Below are 15,989 nucleotides of genomic sequence, written 5' to 3' on the forward strand. Positions count from 1 at the left end.
ACCGGGTTCGCCACGCAACTCCGGAGAGCCAGTGAACCGCAGGTAGGTTTTGATAGGCGTGGGTACCAGAACGATGTAGGTGCCGTACGGGAGCTTGAAGCGCTCTTTTCCGATGTGCTTCTGAACCAACGCCATATCATCGTCGAATAGCTGAAGCACCTGTGTGCTACTGAACTCGACGTACCACGTCTCCAGCGCTATCGTCTCGTCGACGAACTCCCAGAACGGCACGTCCGTCGGTCCCTCCCAGAACTGATTTCTCGATGTCGAAATCTGTAGACTCACTCGTTCGAGCGGGTCCAGCACCGCCACACCGCACGGGTCCGTCGTCCGTCGATACTCTAGCGCCATCCAGTCGTCTGGAGATTACCGCGAGGATACGTAGTCGTTTCCGCCGAGGGGGCGGTTCTGGCCATGAAAGCGCTACCCGTCTAGTAACGCCTCGACGTCCGCTTCGGAGGTCGGCCAGTGGAGTTCACCGTGCATCCTGACAGGCGGGCCCCGCTCGCCGTTCCCGAACCCCATGACGGCTTCCGGGAGCCCCTCGCGTGAGAGTACGTGCGTCGAGGTCGTGTCGGGGTCGAGGACGGTCTCACTCCATCGCGTTCCCTCGCCGGTGTCGATGACGTTCAGGGTCGTGGACCCGAACCGGTCGGTGCCGCGTATGTAGGTCTGGACGGCGATTCCGAACGAGTCGTCGCCCCGCCGTTCGAGTTCGATGACCGTCGGTGCGACGTTCTCTTTTCTGGAGTACCGAGAGAGCCCGTCGCCGAGGACGAGGTACTGCGACCCGACGTCGAGTTGTACAGTCGCGAGTTCGACGGCACCGCTCATCGAGAATCCGTCACTGAGCAGCCGCGAGACGTCTCGCCCGATGGTGGTGGCGTCACCGTTGGCGACCTGTGTGTTGGTGGCGACGCCCGCGACTGCACCCCCGTCCACCAGCCGTCGAGCCTGCTCGTACGTCTCGCACGCGTTCAGGACGAACAGGTCCATCCCGACCGAGTCGACCGTGCCGGTGTCGAGATACCCGTCGGGACACCGGAGGCCCGACTCGGTCGCGTGTCCGATGAAGTGGAACAGGTCGTACCGTTCGTCGCACAAGAGCGCCGAGAGGTCGCTCGTGCGAACGTCCGAACGCAGTGAGACGTTCCGTTCGATGCCGGTTCGTCTGTCGTAGAACTCGTCGAGCACCTCGTGTTCGGGCAGCATCTCCTCGTCGTTGCACACCACGAGGACGCCGAGCGTGTCCTTCGGTGTCCGTCCGCGAAAGGCGTTGTCGAAGCTCTTCGGGAGTCCCTTCGCCCCGTTCGTCGGAACGCCGGGACCGAACCAGGCGTGCGTTATCGCGTCGTCCCGAGCGTCCAGTTTGACGTGACGGGTGGCGTGACCGACCCCCGTTGCCGGGGAAGAGTCGGCCGATTGGGCTTCTCTCGCGAAGGCCGGAATCGCCGATTGGCCGGGACTCATCAGTGTCCCTCGTGCTGGGCGCACGAGGCCGAACCGGTGCAGCACGTGCGGGATGGACGAGAGAGAGTCCGGTCGGGCCGGCACGTGTGCGACCATCGGGAACCGGGGAATCTCGGTCGCGGTATCGTCGAACGGGACCTGCAGATACTGTTTCACCCGGTCCTCGATGTCGGCTTCGTACGCCCACTCGAGGTCGAACGGCAGGGTGGACAGGAGTTCTGCATCCGCTGGGGGGTCGTGTGCGAACGTTCCCACCGAGCGAGCGAGGCAGTCGAGGAAGTACACGTGTTGTAGCGTCCGAACCAGGTCGTCTTCCAGGGGTTGCTCGGTCCCGAGCGGGAACTGTTCACCGTCGACGACGAGCCGGGGGTCGTCCCCGATTCGCAATGTCGCAGAGAGGTAGTACGTCAGGGGGGCCGCCGTGAACAACGCACCGTATCGCGGCGGGACGACGAGTTCGATATTCGTTGCAGGGAGAGAGACATCGTCCGGAATCACGAGTTCGTCTCCGACCTCGATTCGGGGCGGGTGGCTCCGAAGGGCGGCGAAGGTACGGTCCGGCGACGTCGTCGTGATGCCCCCCGAGAGCGCACTTATCGTGGTGGCGATGTCCGACGGCCGGTCGGTCGTCTCGATGGTGGACCGGGGCTCGGTGTAGTTCGACCGCAGACCGAACACTACTCTGCGAACGGTTTCGAACTCGATGCGTGCCCCGTCTTCGTCTACGCGGATAGACGGCTTGCCACTGAACAACAGGTAACTCTTCACCGCCGTCGGGATGTTGACGATGTACGTTCCAAATGGAAGCGTTTGCAGATCCTGATCGACGGCTCTCGCGACGAAGTTCATCTGTTCGTCGAGGACGACCAAGAAAATCCCAATGTCGAACTCCACGTACCACGTTTCCAACGCGATCGTCTCGTCGACGAACTCTTCGAACGGTACGTCGTCCGGGCCGTCCCAGAACTGATTCGTTGAGGTCGACACGTGGAGACTCACCTGCTCTAGGGGGTCCAGTACCTCGACGCCCAGCGGGTCCGTTGTGTTGCGATACTCCAGCGTCATTCGAGTATGCGGAGATTCGTGCGAGGCCACGTAGTCGTTTCCGCCGACGGGACGTTTTTGCCACGGGCGAGCGAATGCCGACGCATGACGATTCGACACGACGGGCTGTTGGTCGACTGGCTCGGCTACGCGACGACGCGCATCGAAGCCCCGGACGGGACCGTAGTCTACCTCGACCCCGGACGGTACGGGGTGCTCACCGGCGAGTGGACACCGCCGGGCGGGCAGGACCTCCCACATCCCGAACCGCAGGACGAATATCCGAAAGACGGGGACGTGGTCTGTATCACCCACGACCACCACTACGATTCCGACGCCGTCGTCAGAGTCGCAGACAGCGACGCGACACTGGTGGTGTACGAGGGAGTCGACGCGAGCAACATCGACCGGGACGTCGAACCGGTCGACGAACTCCCCTACGAGGTCGTCCGCGTCGACGACGAGGCCCACGTGAGCGCGGCTGGCGTCGACATCTGGTCGGTCCCGGCGTACAACGAACCCGGCGGCCCCCACGCGAAACCGGACGGGAGCGTCTCACACCCCGAGGGGTTCGGCTGTGGATTCAAACTCGGCATCGGGGGCGTCTCGGTGTTCTGGCCGGGTGATTCGGACGCCCTGGACGGGTTCGCGGAACTCGACGTGTCGCTGTTCCTCGCGAACATCGGCGGGACGGTCGTCTCGGACCGCCACGAAGCAGCCGACCTCGCGGAAGCGATGGACCCCGACCTCGTCTTGCCGGTCCACTACAACTCCATCGACATCCTCGTCACCGACTCCGGCGAGTTCGTAAAAGACGTCGCACGCCGGGGTATCCCCGTCGTGCTGGACGAACGATAGCCCGTCTCGCTCAGTTCTTCTCGTAGCTGACGAGCGTCATCTCCATCGAGAGGCTCCCGTCCTCGTTGTAGTACGCGGTGTAGGGTGCGAGGCCGAGTTGTGGCGCGAAACAGCCCTCGTGCATGACCTGCTGGTCGACCTTCATCTCGGAGGTGTAACACTCGACACCTGCGTAGGTGTCGGTCCCGGTAACGGCGAAGCTCGCCGAGCCGTCCTGCGTGGTGTAGGACCACTTGGTGCCCTCGCTGAGGTCCTGACCGGCGTACCAGGTCGCGGGCGTGAACATCGTCGTCACGAGGAGGATGCCCGCCGGGTTGGTGTAGAGCTGGCTCTGGACGGTCTCTTTCGTCCCGGTGACGGTGGACTCGTAGTGCTCTTCGTTCATGTCGTACACCATCCGGACGGTGACGGTATCGCCCTCGACGCTCTGGACGTCCCAGACGAGCTGGCCCTCACCTTCGTCTTCCATGTAGATGTCGTAGGTGTATTTCGCCGGTTCGTCGAAGTCGAACACCGTCCACTCACCGGGCTGGAGCGACGAACTGTCGCCGCTGCCGCCGTCACCTGCCCCACCTGCACCATCACCCGCATCGCTTCCGTCGCCGGAATCGCCGCCCGCGTCGGCACTCGTCGGGTCTGCATCGCCGCCGATGCCGCCGGTGACACAGCCCGCACTCATCACGACCAGCGCAACCGCCAGTGTCAGCAGTATCCGTCTGTTCATGAGAGTGATACGAATCGGTGTAGCATAAGATTACGTATGAGTAACCGTCGCACGTCACTGCCGGCGACGGCGGACTGATACCGGCGAAAACGTGGTGACTCGTCGGAGAACCACGACCGTGTTCGACTCATTCTTTCGGGGTATCCACGACCAAAACGATTTACCTCGGTGGTCACTATGTTGACGTATGGACGCCGGCAGTCCCCGCGACGACGCCGCGGCCGCACCGCCGTTCTGTTCCCGGTGTGGGTCCCGGCTCGGGGCAGAGGCCCGATTCTGCCCACAGTGTGGGTCACGCGTGCAGTCCCTCCACGACCACGAGCGTGACTCGTCGACCGCCTCACGACCCGCCGACCGGCGGCGAGAGCCAACCGAAGGTACAGGCGACGGTCGGCCACCGCCAGAACGCAACCAGCCAGACAGTGTCCGCCGGTCGGGCGACGACCGGCACGACCATCGTCGGCCAGACGACGACCAGCGAGAGCGACCGGCCCGCGGGCACCGGAGTGACCGTGACAGACCCCTCCGCGACCGTGTCGACGCCCGGCTGGTCGAAGGGTGGGAAGTCGAAGAGGACTACGGTGACCGGGTCGTCCTCGTCGACCGGTCCTACGGGAGCGCAGGCATGCACGTGCTCGTCGCGCTGACCACTATCTGGTGGACGTCGGGCCTCGGTAACGCCGCGTACGCCGCGTACAAGTACTACGCCGACGCCGAGCGCCTGGTGGTGACCCGCCGCGAGGGGCCGAACGGGCCGGTCGTGACCGAGTCACACGAGGGGTCACGGTCGAACGGGACGGGGGCCGTCGTCGCCGGGCTCATTCTCGGCTTCCTCGGGCTCATGCTGTTCTTGCCCCTGCTGTTCGGGCTGGCGCTCGTGTTCGAAGAACTCGCGCTCGTCTTGCTCGTCGGTGCGATGCTCGTCGGCGGTGCGGTCGCCGCGTCGAAAGCAGCGAGTTCCGACCACTCGTTCACGGACTTCGGCCGAACGAAGGACGTGACCGAACGTGTCGTCTACGAGCCCGACCTGCCGTGTACTGCCTGTCTCTCGCCAATCGAGGCGGGCATCGAGCGGCGCTACAGCGACCGGTTCCTCCTGTGTGGCATCCCAGTCAAGACGTACGAGACGGGGACGAACCACTACTGCCGGTCCTGTGCAGACGGGGAGACGGACTCGGAGGTCCCGGAGAAGAATACCGACGAAAAGGCCACAGACACGGACGCGAGGACAGCTGACGCCGCCGACGACGACGGCGGGTTCGAGTTCGAACACGACTTCTGACGGGCGCCGTCGCTGTCGCGGTCCGCGGAAACGGTCGGTGAGACCGACCCTAGATGACGCCCATCTCGTCCAGCCGCTCGGGAAGGTACGTGTCGGTCACGAAGTCGAGACCGCGTGCCGCGAGTGCCTGCTGTTCTGCCTTCTTCCCGATGTCGAGCTGGAGCTCTATCTGTTCGGTCCAGAACTCTGACTGGAAGCGTGGGTCGTCGAGTTCGGATTCCAGTGCGTTGATGTCCGAATCCGAGAGCGGGTCCGTCGGCAGGTCGTACTCGACGATGTCCTGCGGCCGGATGCCGACGTACCGGGCCTCCGGCGTCGCGAGGTACTCCGAGAGGTGTGCGGACTTGATCGAGCCGTAGGCGACCGACCCGAAGATGCGGTACGACCACGGGTCACCGTCAGTGAACACCACGACCGGGAGGCCGAGTTCGTCGTGCAGACGCTTGGTGATACGGCGAGTCGCCCGGGCTGGCTGGCCCTTGAGGTGGACGACGAGTGCGTTGTAGTCCTCGTCGAAGCCGTTCTCGACGAGGCGGTCGCGCATACCACCGGTCTCGACGCACATGACGAAGTCGATGTCGTGGTCGATGAACTCGACGGTGTCGGGGTTGTTCGGAATCTGGTAGCCGCCCTCACCAACGTCCTTCTGGCAGTGAATCTCGCGTTCGCCGCGGCGAGTCTGTTCGCGGATTTCGAGGGGGCCGATGAGGGTCGCACCAGACTCCTCCGGGCGCATGTGGAAGTCCTCGCGCTTGACCTCGCTGACGATTTCCAGGTCCTCGACGAGCTTGTTCGACTCGTCCTGCCCGTTGAACTGTGCCTCCTCGTTGTCCCACGATTCGGAGAGGTAGTACAGCTCACGCAGGGTGGACGAGCGGTCCTCGTCGAGTTGCTGGGCCAGGAAGTCGATGGTGTACACCGCCTTCAGGAGCTTTCGGGCCCCTCGGACGGAGTTCGCAGAACGCGAGGAGGTCCGGTCGCCGTACACCCAGACCTTCTTGTCCTCGTCGTAGATGATGTTGGACTTCGTCCGGGTCGGGAGCGTCATCGCGGGAATCTGGCCTCCCTCGAACTGGTCGTAGAACTCTGCGGCGAGGTCGATGAGTTTCTGCCGGGCTTGGGCGTCTGTATCGGTGCTCATTGGTTGACGGTGAGTTTGGCTGCCTCGACCTCGCTCACGCTGAGGTCGAACGATGCGTCTGCAGAGACGGTGTATTCGAGGACGGCCTCGTCACCACTGGACACGTCCGGGTTCCACTTGATGAACCACTCGCCGTCCATCTCGACGACGGTCGCGCCGTCGGAGACGTTCTGCGGTTCGGCGGTGACGATGTCGGTCACGTCGGGCGATTCGTTCGTACTGGAGTGGTTCTCCACCACGACTTTGACCGTCTGTGTGTCGCCGTCGACCTCGGTCTCGCGGTCGACGAGGACGTTGTTCATGATGCGCGCCATCGCGTCGTCGATGTTCGGCTGGGGTCGCCCGGTGACGTGGGCGACCTTCTCGGCCATCTGCGGGAGTATCTCCGCGAGGACGTTCTGTTTCTTCTGGCGCTTTCGCATCGAGCGCTGCTTTTTCAAGTACGACTTGAGTTCGCGGGCGGCCTCGCGGATAGCGAGTTCGATCTCGTCCTGGATGACCTCGACAGAGGCGACCGCGTCCTTCGATTCGCTGGTGAACGGGACGTTGGTCGACGCGACGTGGACCATGATGACGACCGGCCCGTTCGGGATACCCGAGCCGCCGGGCTGGTCGAGGTTGTAGTTGCGCCAGCCGATGCCCTTGACGACCTCGGTGATGGCACACCCGCCGCGCTTGTACACGAGGGGAACGCGGTTGGCGAACCGGAGCAGGTCGGCCTGCCCCTCGGCCTGTAACTCGCCTCCGTACGCGATGCCGGCCTCGGCGATGAACGGGTCACCGGCGTGGACCTCCGCGTCGCGTGTCGCGGAGGCGTAGAACTCGGCGTCGTAGACCTTCTTGAGGCCGGCTTCGACGAGGTCGGCCGTGATGGGCGAGAGACACGAGGTCGGCGGGGCCATGATGTCGGTGACCCGCATGGCCGAGACGAGGTCGCTCGTCCCGTCGCGGTCGTCGGCGAGGTCGCGGACGTTCGGCGGGTCGTCCGGGACCGTCACCATGGCGTCCCACACCACGTCGACGACGTTTTCCCGGGCCGTGTCCCCGAAGGTGGTCTCCTCACGCTCTTCGGTCATGTCCGCGGCGCGGTCGACGTAGTCCCGCAGTGCCTTCCGGGTGAGACGGTTCCGGACGTCGTCGTCCTCACCGGGAACGAACTTGGCGGCGAGGCGGTCGGCGAACGCGACGACGACCGCGTCGTCCTTCTGGACGCTGGTCGCCTCGTCCGCGTACCCGCGGATGTCCTCGAGCAGGCGCTCGGGCTCCTCGTCGAGTCCGTAGCCGGTGATGGTGCGCCAGACCGCGTCGACCACGTTCTCCTGGACGGTGTCGCCGAACGTGGTGTCGAGGTCGTCGGCCCCCGCGGCGGTCGTGACCGCGGCGGCGACCTGATGGTGGGCGACCCGACCGTCGCTTGCGGCGTCGTGGAGTCCCGAGACGACCGCGTCGGCGAACGTCGCCTTCGCATCGGATGGCTTGTTGTTCACGGCGTCGTCGATGGCGTGCTGGAGCGCGTCGTCGTCGGGGAGCGACCACGACATCTCGCGGCCGTAGTAGCGGTCGCGGAACTCGTCGATTATGTTGTCGGAGGTCTTGCGGCCGACGCGGGTGAACTCGGACTGGAGGAAGCCCGAGACGGAGTGGGAGTCACTCGCCTTCAGCATCTTCAGGACGTTCCCGAGTTCGACTCCGTGTGGGTGCGGGCGAATCTCTTCGGTCTCTTTCGGGAGTTCGTCGGTCGCGCGCTCGTACTTGAAGTGCTCTTGGGGTTCCTTGAGTTCGATGCGGGCGTGTGGGTTGACGACGGCGGTGTGCTGGATGTAGTCGTGGAGCTGCTGGCGTGCCCGCATGTTCGCCTCCATCTCCAGTTCGATACGGGTTCCGTGGGGGCGGTCCCACGAGGTGGTCTTCTCCGCCCGTATCTCCGGTTCGTTGGTGTCCGTGTCGATGATGAGTTCGTAGTAGTTCGCTTCGGCTGCCCCCTCGGTCCTGGAGGTTATCTTCGCGGGTTTTCCGCTGGTCAACTGGGAGTAGAGGACGGCCGCGGAGATACCGATACCCTGCTGCCCACGGGACTGTTCGCGCGCGTGGAAGCGACTCCCGTACAGCAGTTTCCCGAAGACCTTCGGGAGCGACTCCTTGGTGATACCCGGCCCGTTGTCTTCGACGATGAGGCGGTAGTAGTCACCCGCCTCCTGGATCTCGACGTAGACGTCGGGGAGAATCTTGGCTTCTTCGGCGGCGTCGAGGGCGTTGTCTACGGCTTCTTTGACCGCAGTGACGAGCCCTCGTGCGCCACTGTTGAAGCCAAGCATCTGCTTGTTCTTCTCGAAGAACTCGGCGATGGAGATGGCCCGTTGGCTCTCGGCCAACTCCTCGGCGATACCCGCCTCCTCGCCGAGTGTCGACTGGAAAGACGTCATTCTGTGGCGCAATCTTTCGCCCGCGGGGTTAAAAGCCGTGTGCAAGCAGGGTGAAAGTGAAACGCCCCGGCCAGTAAAGTGATGTACATCCTTCGTGTAGAATCATGTCAAGAGATGCCAATTCCCGGAACAACCGGTACCGACTACACACTCGTGGTCGTCGCCGTCTCGCTCGCGGCCCTGCTGGTCTCGACGGCGACGCTCCTGACACTCCGGAACAGTCCGTGGTCCGTCGACGAGACGCCGCTGTGGTTCCTCGCCGGAATCGCCTTCTCGGCGGTCAACGCCGTCTTGCTCGCCGCGCTCGCGCTGTACACGATGACCACCGGGCACGAGGCGTCGACGCTCATGTTACTGGGGGCGTTCGGCGTCTTCTTCGCCGTCGTCGGTGGCTACCAGCAGACCCGGACCGAGCTGCTCGGGACCTACGACATCGAAGATATCTGAACACGTCTCTTTCTCCACTGGTCGGCCCCCGAACGGGGACCGGTTGGACCGTTGTCATTCCTCCGTGGTCACCGCGCCGTCACCGAATTTCGGCATACGCGCGCGAGCGCACACGTGACTTTTATTAGCCCCCGCAATCTACCGGAGAACAGGTTTTCATGTCCGACGAAAATGAATACAGCGCCGGTCAAATCCAGGTCCTCGAAGGCCTGGAAGCTGTCAGAAAACGCCCGGCGATGTATATCGGTTCTACTGACTCTCGGGGCCTGCACCATCTCGTCTACGAGGTGGTCGACAACTCCATCGACGAGGCCCTCGCCGGCTACTGTGACGACATCACCGTCACGGTGCACGAGGACAACTCCATAAGCGTCTCTGACGATGGGCGCGGTATCCCCGTCGATACGCACGCGGAGTACGACAAACCCGCCGTCGAGGTCATCATGACCGTCCTCCACGCGGGTGGGAAGTTCGACAACAAGTCCTACCAGGTCTCGGGTGGGCTCCACGGCGTCGGTGTGAGCGTCGTGAACGCGCTCTCCGAACGACTGGAGGTCGAGGTGACCCGAGACGGTGCGGTCTGGCGACAGACCTTCGAACGAGGCGTCCCGCAGGGTGAACTCGAACGGGTCCGCGACATGGAGCCCGACGAGGAGAACGGGACCTACATCCACTTCTGGCCGGACACCGACATCTTCGAGTCCGACGAGTACTCCTACACGACGCTCGCGAACCGCCTGCGCGAACTCGCGTTCCTCAACTCGGGCGTGAACATCTCGCTGGTCGACGAGCGCGACGGTAAGTCCGAGACGTTCCACTACGAGGGCGGCATCCGGGCGTTCGTCCGGTACCTCAACGAGACGAAGACGGCGCTGCACGACGACGTCATCTACTTCGAGGACGAGGAGCAGAACATCCAGGTCGAGGTGGCGATGCAGGCCACCGACGAACTGCAGGGCTCCATCCACGCCTTCGCGAACAACATCAACACGCGCGAGGGCGGCTCGCATCTCACCGGGTTCAAGACGGCCCTGACACGCGTCGTCAACGACTACGCCCAGAACAACGGGCTGTTGAAAGACCTCGACGACACCCTCAAGGGCGACGACATCCGGGAGGGTCTCACCGCGGTCATCTCGGTGAAACACCCGGACCCGCAGTTCGAGGGCCAGACGAAGACGAAACTCGGGAACTCCGAGGTTCGGGGCATCGTCGAGAGCGCGATGCACGAGCATCTGGGCACCTACTTCGAGGAGAACCCGAACACGGCCACCGCCATCGTCTCGAAGGCAGTCGAGGCCGCGAAGGCTCGCAAGGCCGCGAAGAAGGCCGAGGAGCTGACCCGGCGCAAGTCCGCGCTCGAATCGACCTCCCTGCCCGGCAAGCTCGCGGACTGCCAGACCCGCGACCCCGACGAGGCAGAGCTGTTCATCGTGGAGGGTGACTCCGCAGGTGGGAGCGCGAAGCAGGCTCGTGCGCCCGAGTTCCAGGCGGTCCTCCCCATCCGCGGGAAGGTACTCAACGTCGAGAAGCACCGCCTCGACCGCATCCTGGAGAACGAGCAGATTCGCAACCTCATCACGGCCATCGGCACGGGTATCGGCGACGAGTTCGACATCGAAGACGCCCGGTACAAGAAGATAATCATGGCGACGGACGCCGACGTCGACGGGGCACACATCCGGACGCTCCTGTTGACGTTCCTCTACCGGCACATGCGCCCGCTGCTCGAAGCCGGCTACGTCTATGCCACGAAGCCGCCGCTCTACCGCATCCGTTACAACGGCAACACCTACGACGTGATGAACGAGAAAGAGCGCGAGAAGGTCGTCGAAGAGAAGTGCAACGGGAACCCGACGCAGGTCCAGCGATTCAAGGGCCTCGGCGAGATGAACCCCGAGCAGCTCTGGTCCACGACGATGGACCCCGACCGCCGCGTCCTCAAGCAGATAAACATCGAGGACGCGGCCGCAGCGGACAAGATGTTCTCCGTGCTGATGGGCGACGCCGTCGGCCCGCGAAAGGAGTTCATCAAGCAACACGCCCCCGAAGCCAACTGGGTCGACATATAGATGAGTTCAGAAGCCCCCGAATCCCCCGACGTTCCAGCAGACCGCATCGAGCACGTCCGAATCGAGGACGAGATGGAGCAGAGCTACATCGACTACGCGATGTCCGTCATCGTCGGGCGCGCCCTGCCCGACGTCCGTGACGGCCTCAAGCCCGTCCACCGTCGCATCCTCTACGCGATGCACGACATGGGCGTCACGAGTCGGTCGAGCCACCGCAAGAGTTCGTCCATCGTCGGCGAGACGATGGGTGACTACCACCCCCACGGCGACCAGGCCATCTACGACACACTGGTGGGCATGGCCCAGGACTTCTCCATGCGCTACCCGCTGGTCGACGGCCAGGGGAACTTCGGCAGCATGGACGGCGACCCGGCTGCCGCCATGCGGTACACCGAGGCCCGGATGGCACCCATCGCCGAGACGCTCATGGAGGACATCGAGAAGGACACGGTCGACTTCTCCTCGAACTACGACGACCGTCTCCAGGAGCCAGACGTGCTCCCGGCGGCCTTCCCGAACCTCCTCGTCAACGGTAGCACCGGTATCGCGGTCGGGATGTCCACGAACATCCCGCCGCACAACCTCGGCGAGATAATCGACGCGACCATCGAGGTCATCGACAACCCCGAAGCAGACGTGAACGACCTGATGGAGCACGTCAAGGGGCCGGACTTCCCGACCGGCGCGAACATCGTCGGCCGCAACGCCGTCCGCAAGGCGTACGCGACCGGCCGCGGGCGCATCCGCATCCGCGCCGAGTTCGAGGTCGAGGACTGGAAGAAAGACCGAAAGCGCATCGTCATCACGGAACTGCCCTACCAGGAGAACAAGGCGCGCCTCGTCGAGCGCATCGCCGACAACGTCAACGAGGGCAAGATAGAGGGCATCTCGGACCTGCGCGACGAGTCCGACCGCGACGGCGTCCGCATCGCTATCGACCTCAAGCGCGGCGCGAACGTCGAGGTCGTCAAGAACCAGCTCATCGAGCACCACCTCGAGAAGACGTTCGGCGTCATCAACCTCTCGCTGGTCGACGGGCAGCCGAAGGTGCTCTCGCTGAAGGAGACGCTGGAGCACTACGTCGACCACCGCAAGGAGGTCGTCCGCCGGCGCTCGCAGTACGACCTGCAGCAGGCCGAGGACCGCGCACACATCCTCGAGGGCCGCCTGAAGGCGCTCGACCACATCGACGACGTGGTCGAACTCATCCGGAACTCCGACGACCGCGACGCCGCGAAGGCCGGCCTCGAAGACACCTACGAGCTCTCGGAAGCCCAGTCCGAGCACATCGTCCGGATGCAACTCGGCTCGCTCACCAGCATGGAGCGCACCGAGATCGAGGACGAGTACGAGGAGGTCCAAGAGACCATCGAGTACCTCGAATCCGTCCTCGCGAGCGAAGAGAAGCTCCTCGACGTCATCAAGACCGAACTCCGCGAGGTCAAAGACGAGTACGACGACGACCGCCGTACCTCCTTCGTCCAGGACACCGGCGAGGTCACCCACGAGGACCTCATCCCGGAGGAGGACGTGCTCGTCGTCTTCACCGAGGACGACTACGTCAAGCGCATGCCCGTCGATACGTTCGACGCCCAGCACCGCGGAGGCAAGGGCATCATCGGTGGTGACATCAAGGAGGGCGACAGGGTGTCGAAGGTGTTCCGCGCGAGCACCCACGACTACCTGCTCTGCTTTACGAACCACGGGCAGGTGTACCAGCTCAAGGGCTACCAGATACCCGAGATGTCCCGCACCGCCCGCGGGAAGTCGGCCGTGAACATCATCGACCTGGACGACGGCGAGGAGATAACTGCCGTCGTCAACACGGACGACTTCGACGAGGACGAGGCCATCACGATGGCCACCCGGAACGGCTACGTCAAGCGCACCAAGACCGAGGACTTCCAGAACATCCTCTCGACGGGTATCATCGCCGCAAAGCTCGACGACGGCGACGAACTCGTCGACGTCGAGGTCACGGACGGCACGAAAGACCTCGTCATCGGCACCGAGCAGGGCATGACCATCCGGTTCGACGAAGACGAGGTCCGGACGATGGGTCGGAACACCCGCGGTGTCCGGGGCATCAAACTCGACGACGGTGATTACGTCGCCGGCCTCGTCGCGACCGACGAGTCCGACGAGCGCGCACTCCTCACCGTCACGATGAACGGATACGGGAAGCGGACGCTGCTGTCGAACTACCGGCGGCAGTCCCGCTACGGCAAGGGTCTCATCGACATCAAGACGAACGAGCGCAACGGGACCGTGACCTCGGTGAAAGCCGTCGCCGAGAACGACCACGCCATCGTCATGTCCGAACAGGGCCAGATTATGCGGACCCGCGTCTCGGACATCTCGCTCCAGGGCCGCAACACCATGGGTGTGACCGTGATGGACGTCGAGGAAGACGACGCGGTCGCGACCGTCGACGTCATCCCGGTCGACGCCGACGAGGAGTAAGCCAGGTCCACCACCGTTTTCTCATCCGTCGAACTGGTCTATCCGCGCATTAGCTTTGTCTCCGGCGAGCCTCTGTGTGTCTACGCGACACCCGGTCACCCAGGACAACCATGCCGACACTCACCCCCCAAGCGTTGACGCTGCGAGAGAAACGTGAACACGCCTGTGCCCTGTTCGAGAGCCGCTGGCAGACCGGGCAGTTCGACCCGGCCCTCGTGACCGAGGACTACCGGGCCAGTGGCCTGGGGCCTGCACCCACGGACGCTGCCGGGGAGGCTGCAGCGGTCGCCGCCGTCCACGAGGCGTTCCCCGACCTCCGGACGACGGTCGAAGCGGTCGTCTGTGAGGGTGATTTCGTGGCCGTCCACTTCGACGTGGCCGGGACGCACATGGACACCCTGGCGGGCATCCCGCCGACTGGAGAGACGATTCGAACCGATGGGATGGTGCTCTATGCGTTCGACGAAGGGTCGATAGCCGAGTCGAAGACGTTCCTCGACGTGTTCGAGACGCTCGAGAAGTTCGATGTCCTCCCCGCGGAGTGACGGGGCACTCCCTCGCTGTCACGGCCTGTTCGAACGCAGTGGTCCTCAGATGATGCGCTTGCCGAGGCCGCTGGCCGCCAGTTCGGTCGCCAGCTTCGCGGTCTGGTTCTGCTCGTCGAGCACCGGATTCACCTCGACGAGTTCCATGGACCGGAGCACCTCGTGATTCCGGTCGTACTCGGCGACGCGTTCGAGCGCGTAGTGCGCCTCGCGGTAGGTGACACCGCCGTGGACGGGCGTCCCGACGCCGGGTGCCTCGTTGGGGTCGAGCCAGTCGAGGTCGAGGCTGACGTGGATGCCGTCGACGCCAGCAGTGGCGATCTCCAGCGCCTCGTCGACGACCTCGGCGATGCCGTGTTCGTCGATGTCCGACATGGTGAAGACCGTGCCCTCGCTGTTTCGAATCGCCTGGGCCTCTTCGCTGTCGATGTCGCGCAGACCGACCCAGACCGTGTTCTCCTCGCTGAGGTTCGGCGAGTTCGCCCATTCCACACCATCGAAGTCGCGGTACCCCAGTGCTGCTGCGAGGGGCATCCCGTGGATGTTCCCGCTCGGCGAGGTTTCGGGTGTGTTGTAGTCGCCGTGGGCGTCGAACCAGATGGTGCCGATCTCGGCGTCGCGCGAGGCACCCTTGAGCGAGCCGATGGCGATGGAGTGGTCACCACCGAGGACGACGGGGACGTAGCCCTCGTCGATGGAGTCGGCGACCTGGTCGGCGAGCCGGGAACAGACGTCCTCGACCTCGCGGACGAACTTTGCGTCACGACCGGCCTCGTCCGGCTCTTTTGCATCCGGGTCGCGGGTCTCTGCGGTCGGGACGAGGAGGTCCCCCGTGTCGACACACTCGACGCCTGCGTCTTCGAGCTGGTTCGCCAGCCCCGCGTACCGGATGGCCGACGGCCCCATGTCGACGCCACGTCGGTTCGCTCCGTAGTCGGTCGGTGCACCGATGAGTCGGACCTGTCTGGACATAGCCCTCGTTTCTCACGGTGACGGTATCAACGAACCGGTTGCAGACCGTGCGTGGGCAGGCAGGAGCCGGGGCGTGAACTTGGATTCCTGATAAGAAAAACGCGCACTGTAGTTTCCCGCACTTACAAGTCACCATGTCGCGTTAGCAACCCACATGAGTACGGACGCCTCCGCCAGCTACGACGGCCTCGGAAACATCCCGCTCAGGTTCGTCGTCTGGGTCCTCGCCGCCATCCTCCTCGGCCGACTGTTCGAGAACAACTCGCTGTACGACCTCCGTCAACTCCGCGCAGAGCAGGTGTTCGTCCGGCTCGGGACGTTCGCCGTCCTCGGTGCGTTCGTCTACTGGCTCGGCTTCGTGGCCCGACCGGACGTCGCGGCAATCGTCATCGTCGCCTCGGCTGGGTTCATCGCGATGTGGTCCATTCCGCTGCTCGTCGTCACTGTCATGTCCTACGCGGCAGACGCCGAGGAGTACGCCCAGGCCAGAAAGTGGGAAGCGATTACGAAAGACCGGAAGTTCGACTGACCGGCCAGTTCGCCTTCGA

Annotated in this window: 12 protein-coding genes; 7 read left to right on the forward strand and 5 right to left on the reverse strand. The window is 64.1% G+C overall.

Annotated features, from left to right (window positions below):
* Positions 1-423 precede the first annotated feature (423 nt).
* Complete coding sequence (locus ACSC1R_RS16745) at positions 424-2,535, reverse strand: hypothetical protein (protein WP_439026862.1); 2,112 nt, start codon at positions 2,533-2,535, stop codon at positions 424-426.
* Positions 2,536-2,619: 84 nt separating this feature from the next.
* On the opposite strand from ACSC1R_RS16745, the gene ACSC1R_RS16750 reads away from it, so the two are divergent.
* Positions 2,620-3,372, forward strand: a complete 753-nt coding sequence (locus tag ACSC1R_RS16750; RefSeq protein WP_439026863.1) for an MBL fold metallo-hydrolase — start codon at positions 2,620-2,622, stop codon at positions 3,370-3,372.
* Positions 3,373-3,382: 10 nt separating this feature from the next.
* On the opposite strand, the gene ACSC1R_RS16755 is transcribed toward ACSC1R_RS16750, so the two are convergent.
* A complete protein-coding gene (locus ACSC1R_RS16755; protein ID WP_439026864.1) occupies positions 3,383-4,096 on the reverse strand; it encodes a hypothetical protein in 714 nt (237 codons plus the stop codon).
* A gap of 187 nt (positions 4,097-4,283) precedes the next feature.
* Here ACSC1R_RS16755 and ACSC1R_RS16760 point away from each other — a divergent pair, with 187 nt between their 5' ends.
* Positions 4,284-5,378: a zinc-ribbon domain-containing protein gene (locus ACSC1R_RS16760; protein WP_439026865.1), complete on the forward strand. Its 1,095-nt coding sequence runs from the start codon at positions 4,284-4,286 to the stop codon at positions 5,376-5,378.
* A 49-nt stretch (positions 5,379-5,427) separates the two neighbouring features.
* On the opposite strand, the gene ACSC1R_RS16765 is transcribed toward ACSC1R_RS16760, so the two are convergent.
* Together ACSC1R_RS16765 and ACSC1R_RS16770 are read right to left on the reverse strand one after the other, a co-directional pair.
* Positions 5,428-6,519: a DNA topoisomerase IV subunit A gene (locus ACSC1R_RS16765; protein ID WP_439026866.1), complete on the reverse strand. Its 1,092-nt coding sequence runs from the start codon at positions 6,517-6,519 to the stop codon at positions 5,428-5,430.
* Positions 6,516-8,942, reverse strand: coding sequence for a DNA topoisomerase VI subunit B (locus ACSC1R_RS16770; RefSeq protein WP_439026867.1), 2,427 nt, complete (start codon positions 8,940-8,942; stop codon positions 6,516-6,518). The genes ACSC1R_RS16765 and ACSC1R_RS16770 overlap by 4 nt, the downstream gene beginning before the upstream one ends.
* Before the next feature lie 114 nt (positions 8,943-9,056).
* On the opposite strand from ACSC1R_RS16770, the gene ACSC1R_RS16775 reads away from it, so the two are divergent.
* The 4 genes from ACSC1R_RS16775 (at position 9,057) to ACSC1R_RS16790 (ending at position 14,469) form a co-directional block, all read left to right on the forward strand.
* Complete coding sequence (locus ACSC1R_RS16775) at positions 9,057-9,389, forward strand: hypothetical protein (protein ID WP_439026868.1); 333 nt, start codon at positions 9,057-9,059, stop codon at positions 9,387-9,389.
* A gap of 158 nt (positions 9,390-9,547) precedes the next feature.
* Positions 9,548-11,461 (forward strand): DNA topoisomerase (ATP-hydrolyzing) subunit B, encoded by a 1,914-nt coding sequence (gene gyrB, locus ACSC1R_RS16780; protein ID WP_439026869.1) that lies wholly within the window; start codon positions 9,548-9,550, stop codon positions 11,459-11,461.
* On the forward strand, positions 11,462-13,924 hold the full coding sequence (gene gyrA, locus ACSC1R_RS16785) for a DNA gyrase subunit A (RefSeq protein ID WP_439026870.1): 2,463 nt from the start codon (positions 11,462-11,464) through the stop codon (positions 13,922-13,924). It begins immediately after the preceding gene.
* A gap of 110 nt (positions 13,925-14,034) precedes the next feature.
* Complete coding sequence (locus ACSC1R_RS16790; protein ID WP_439026871.1) at positions 14,035-14,469, forward strand: ester cyclase; 435 nt, start codon at positions 14,035-14,037, stop codon at positions 14,467-14,469.
* Between the two features lie 45 nt (positions 14,470-14,514).
* Here ACSC1R_RS16790 and rocF read toward each other — a convergent pair whose 3' ends face one another.
* Entirely contained in the window at positions 14,515-15,441 is a 927-nt protein-coding gene (gene rocF / locus ACSC1R_RS16795) for an arginase (RefSeq protein WP_439026872.1), read from the reverse strand.
* A 154-nt stretch (positions 15,442-15,595) separates the two neighbouring features.
* Here rocF and ACSC1R_RS16800 point away from each other — a divergent pair, with 154 nt between their 5' ends.
* Positions 15,596-15,970 (forward strand): hypothetical protein, encoded by a 375-nt coding sequence (locus ACSC1R_RS16800; protein WP_439026873.1) that lies wholly within the window; start codon positions 15,596-15,598, stop codon positions 15,968-15,970.
* Positions 15,971-15,989: the final 19 nt, after the last annotated feature.

The organism is Haloarchaeobius ordinarius (assembly GCF_051801355.1).
Classification (GTDB): domain Archaea; phylum Halobacteriota; class Halobacteria; order Halobacteriales; family Natrialbaceae; genus Haloarchaeobius.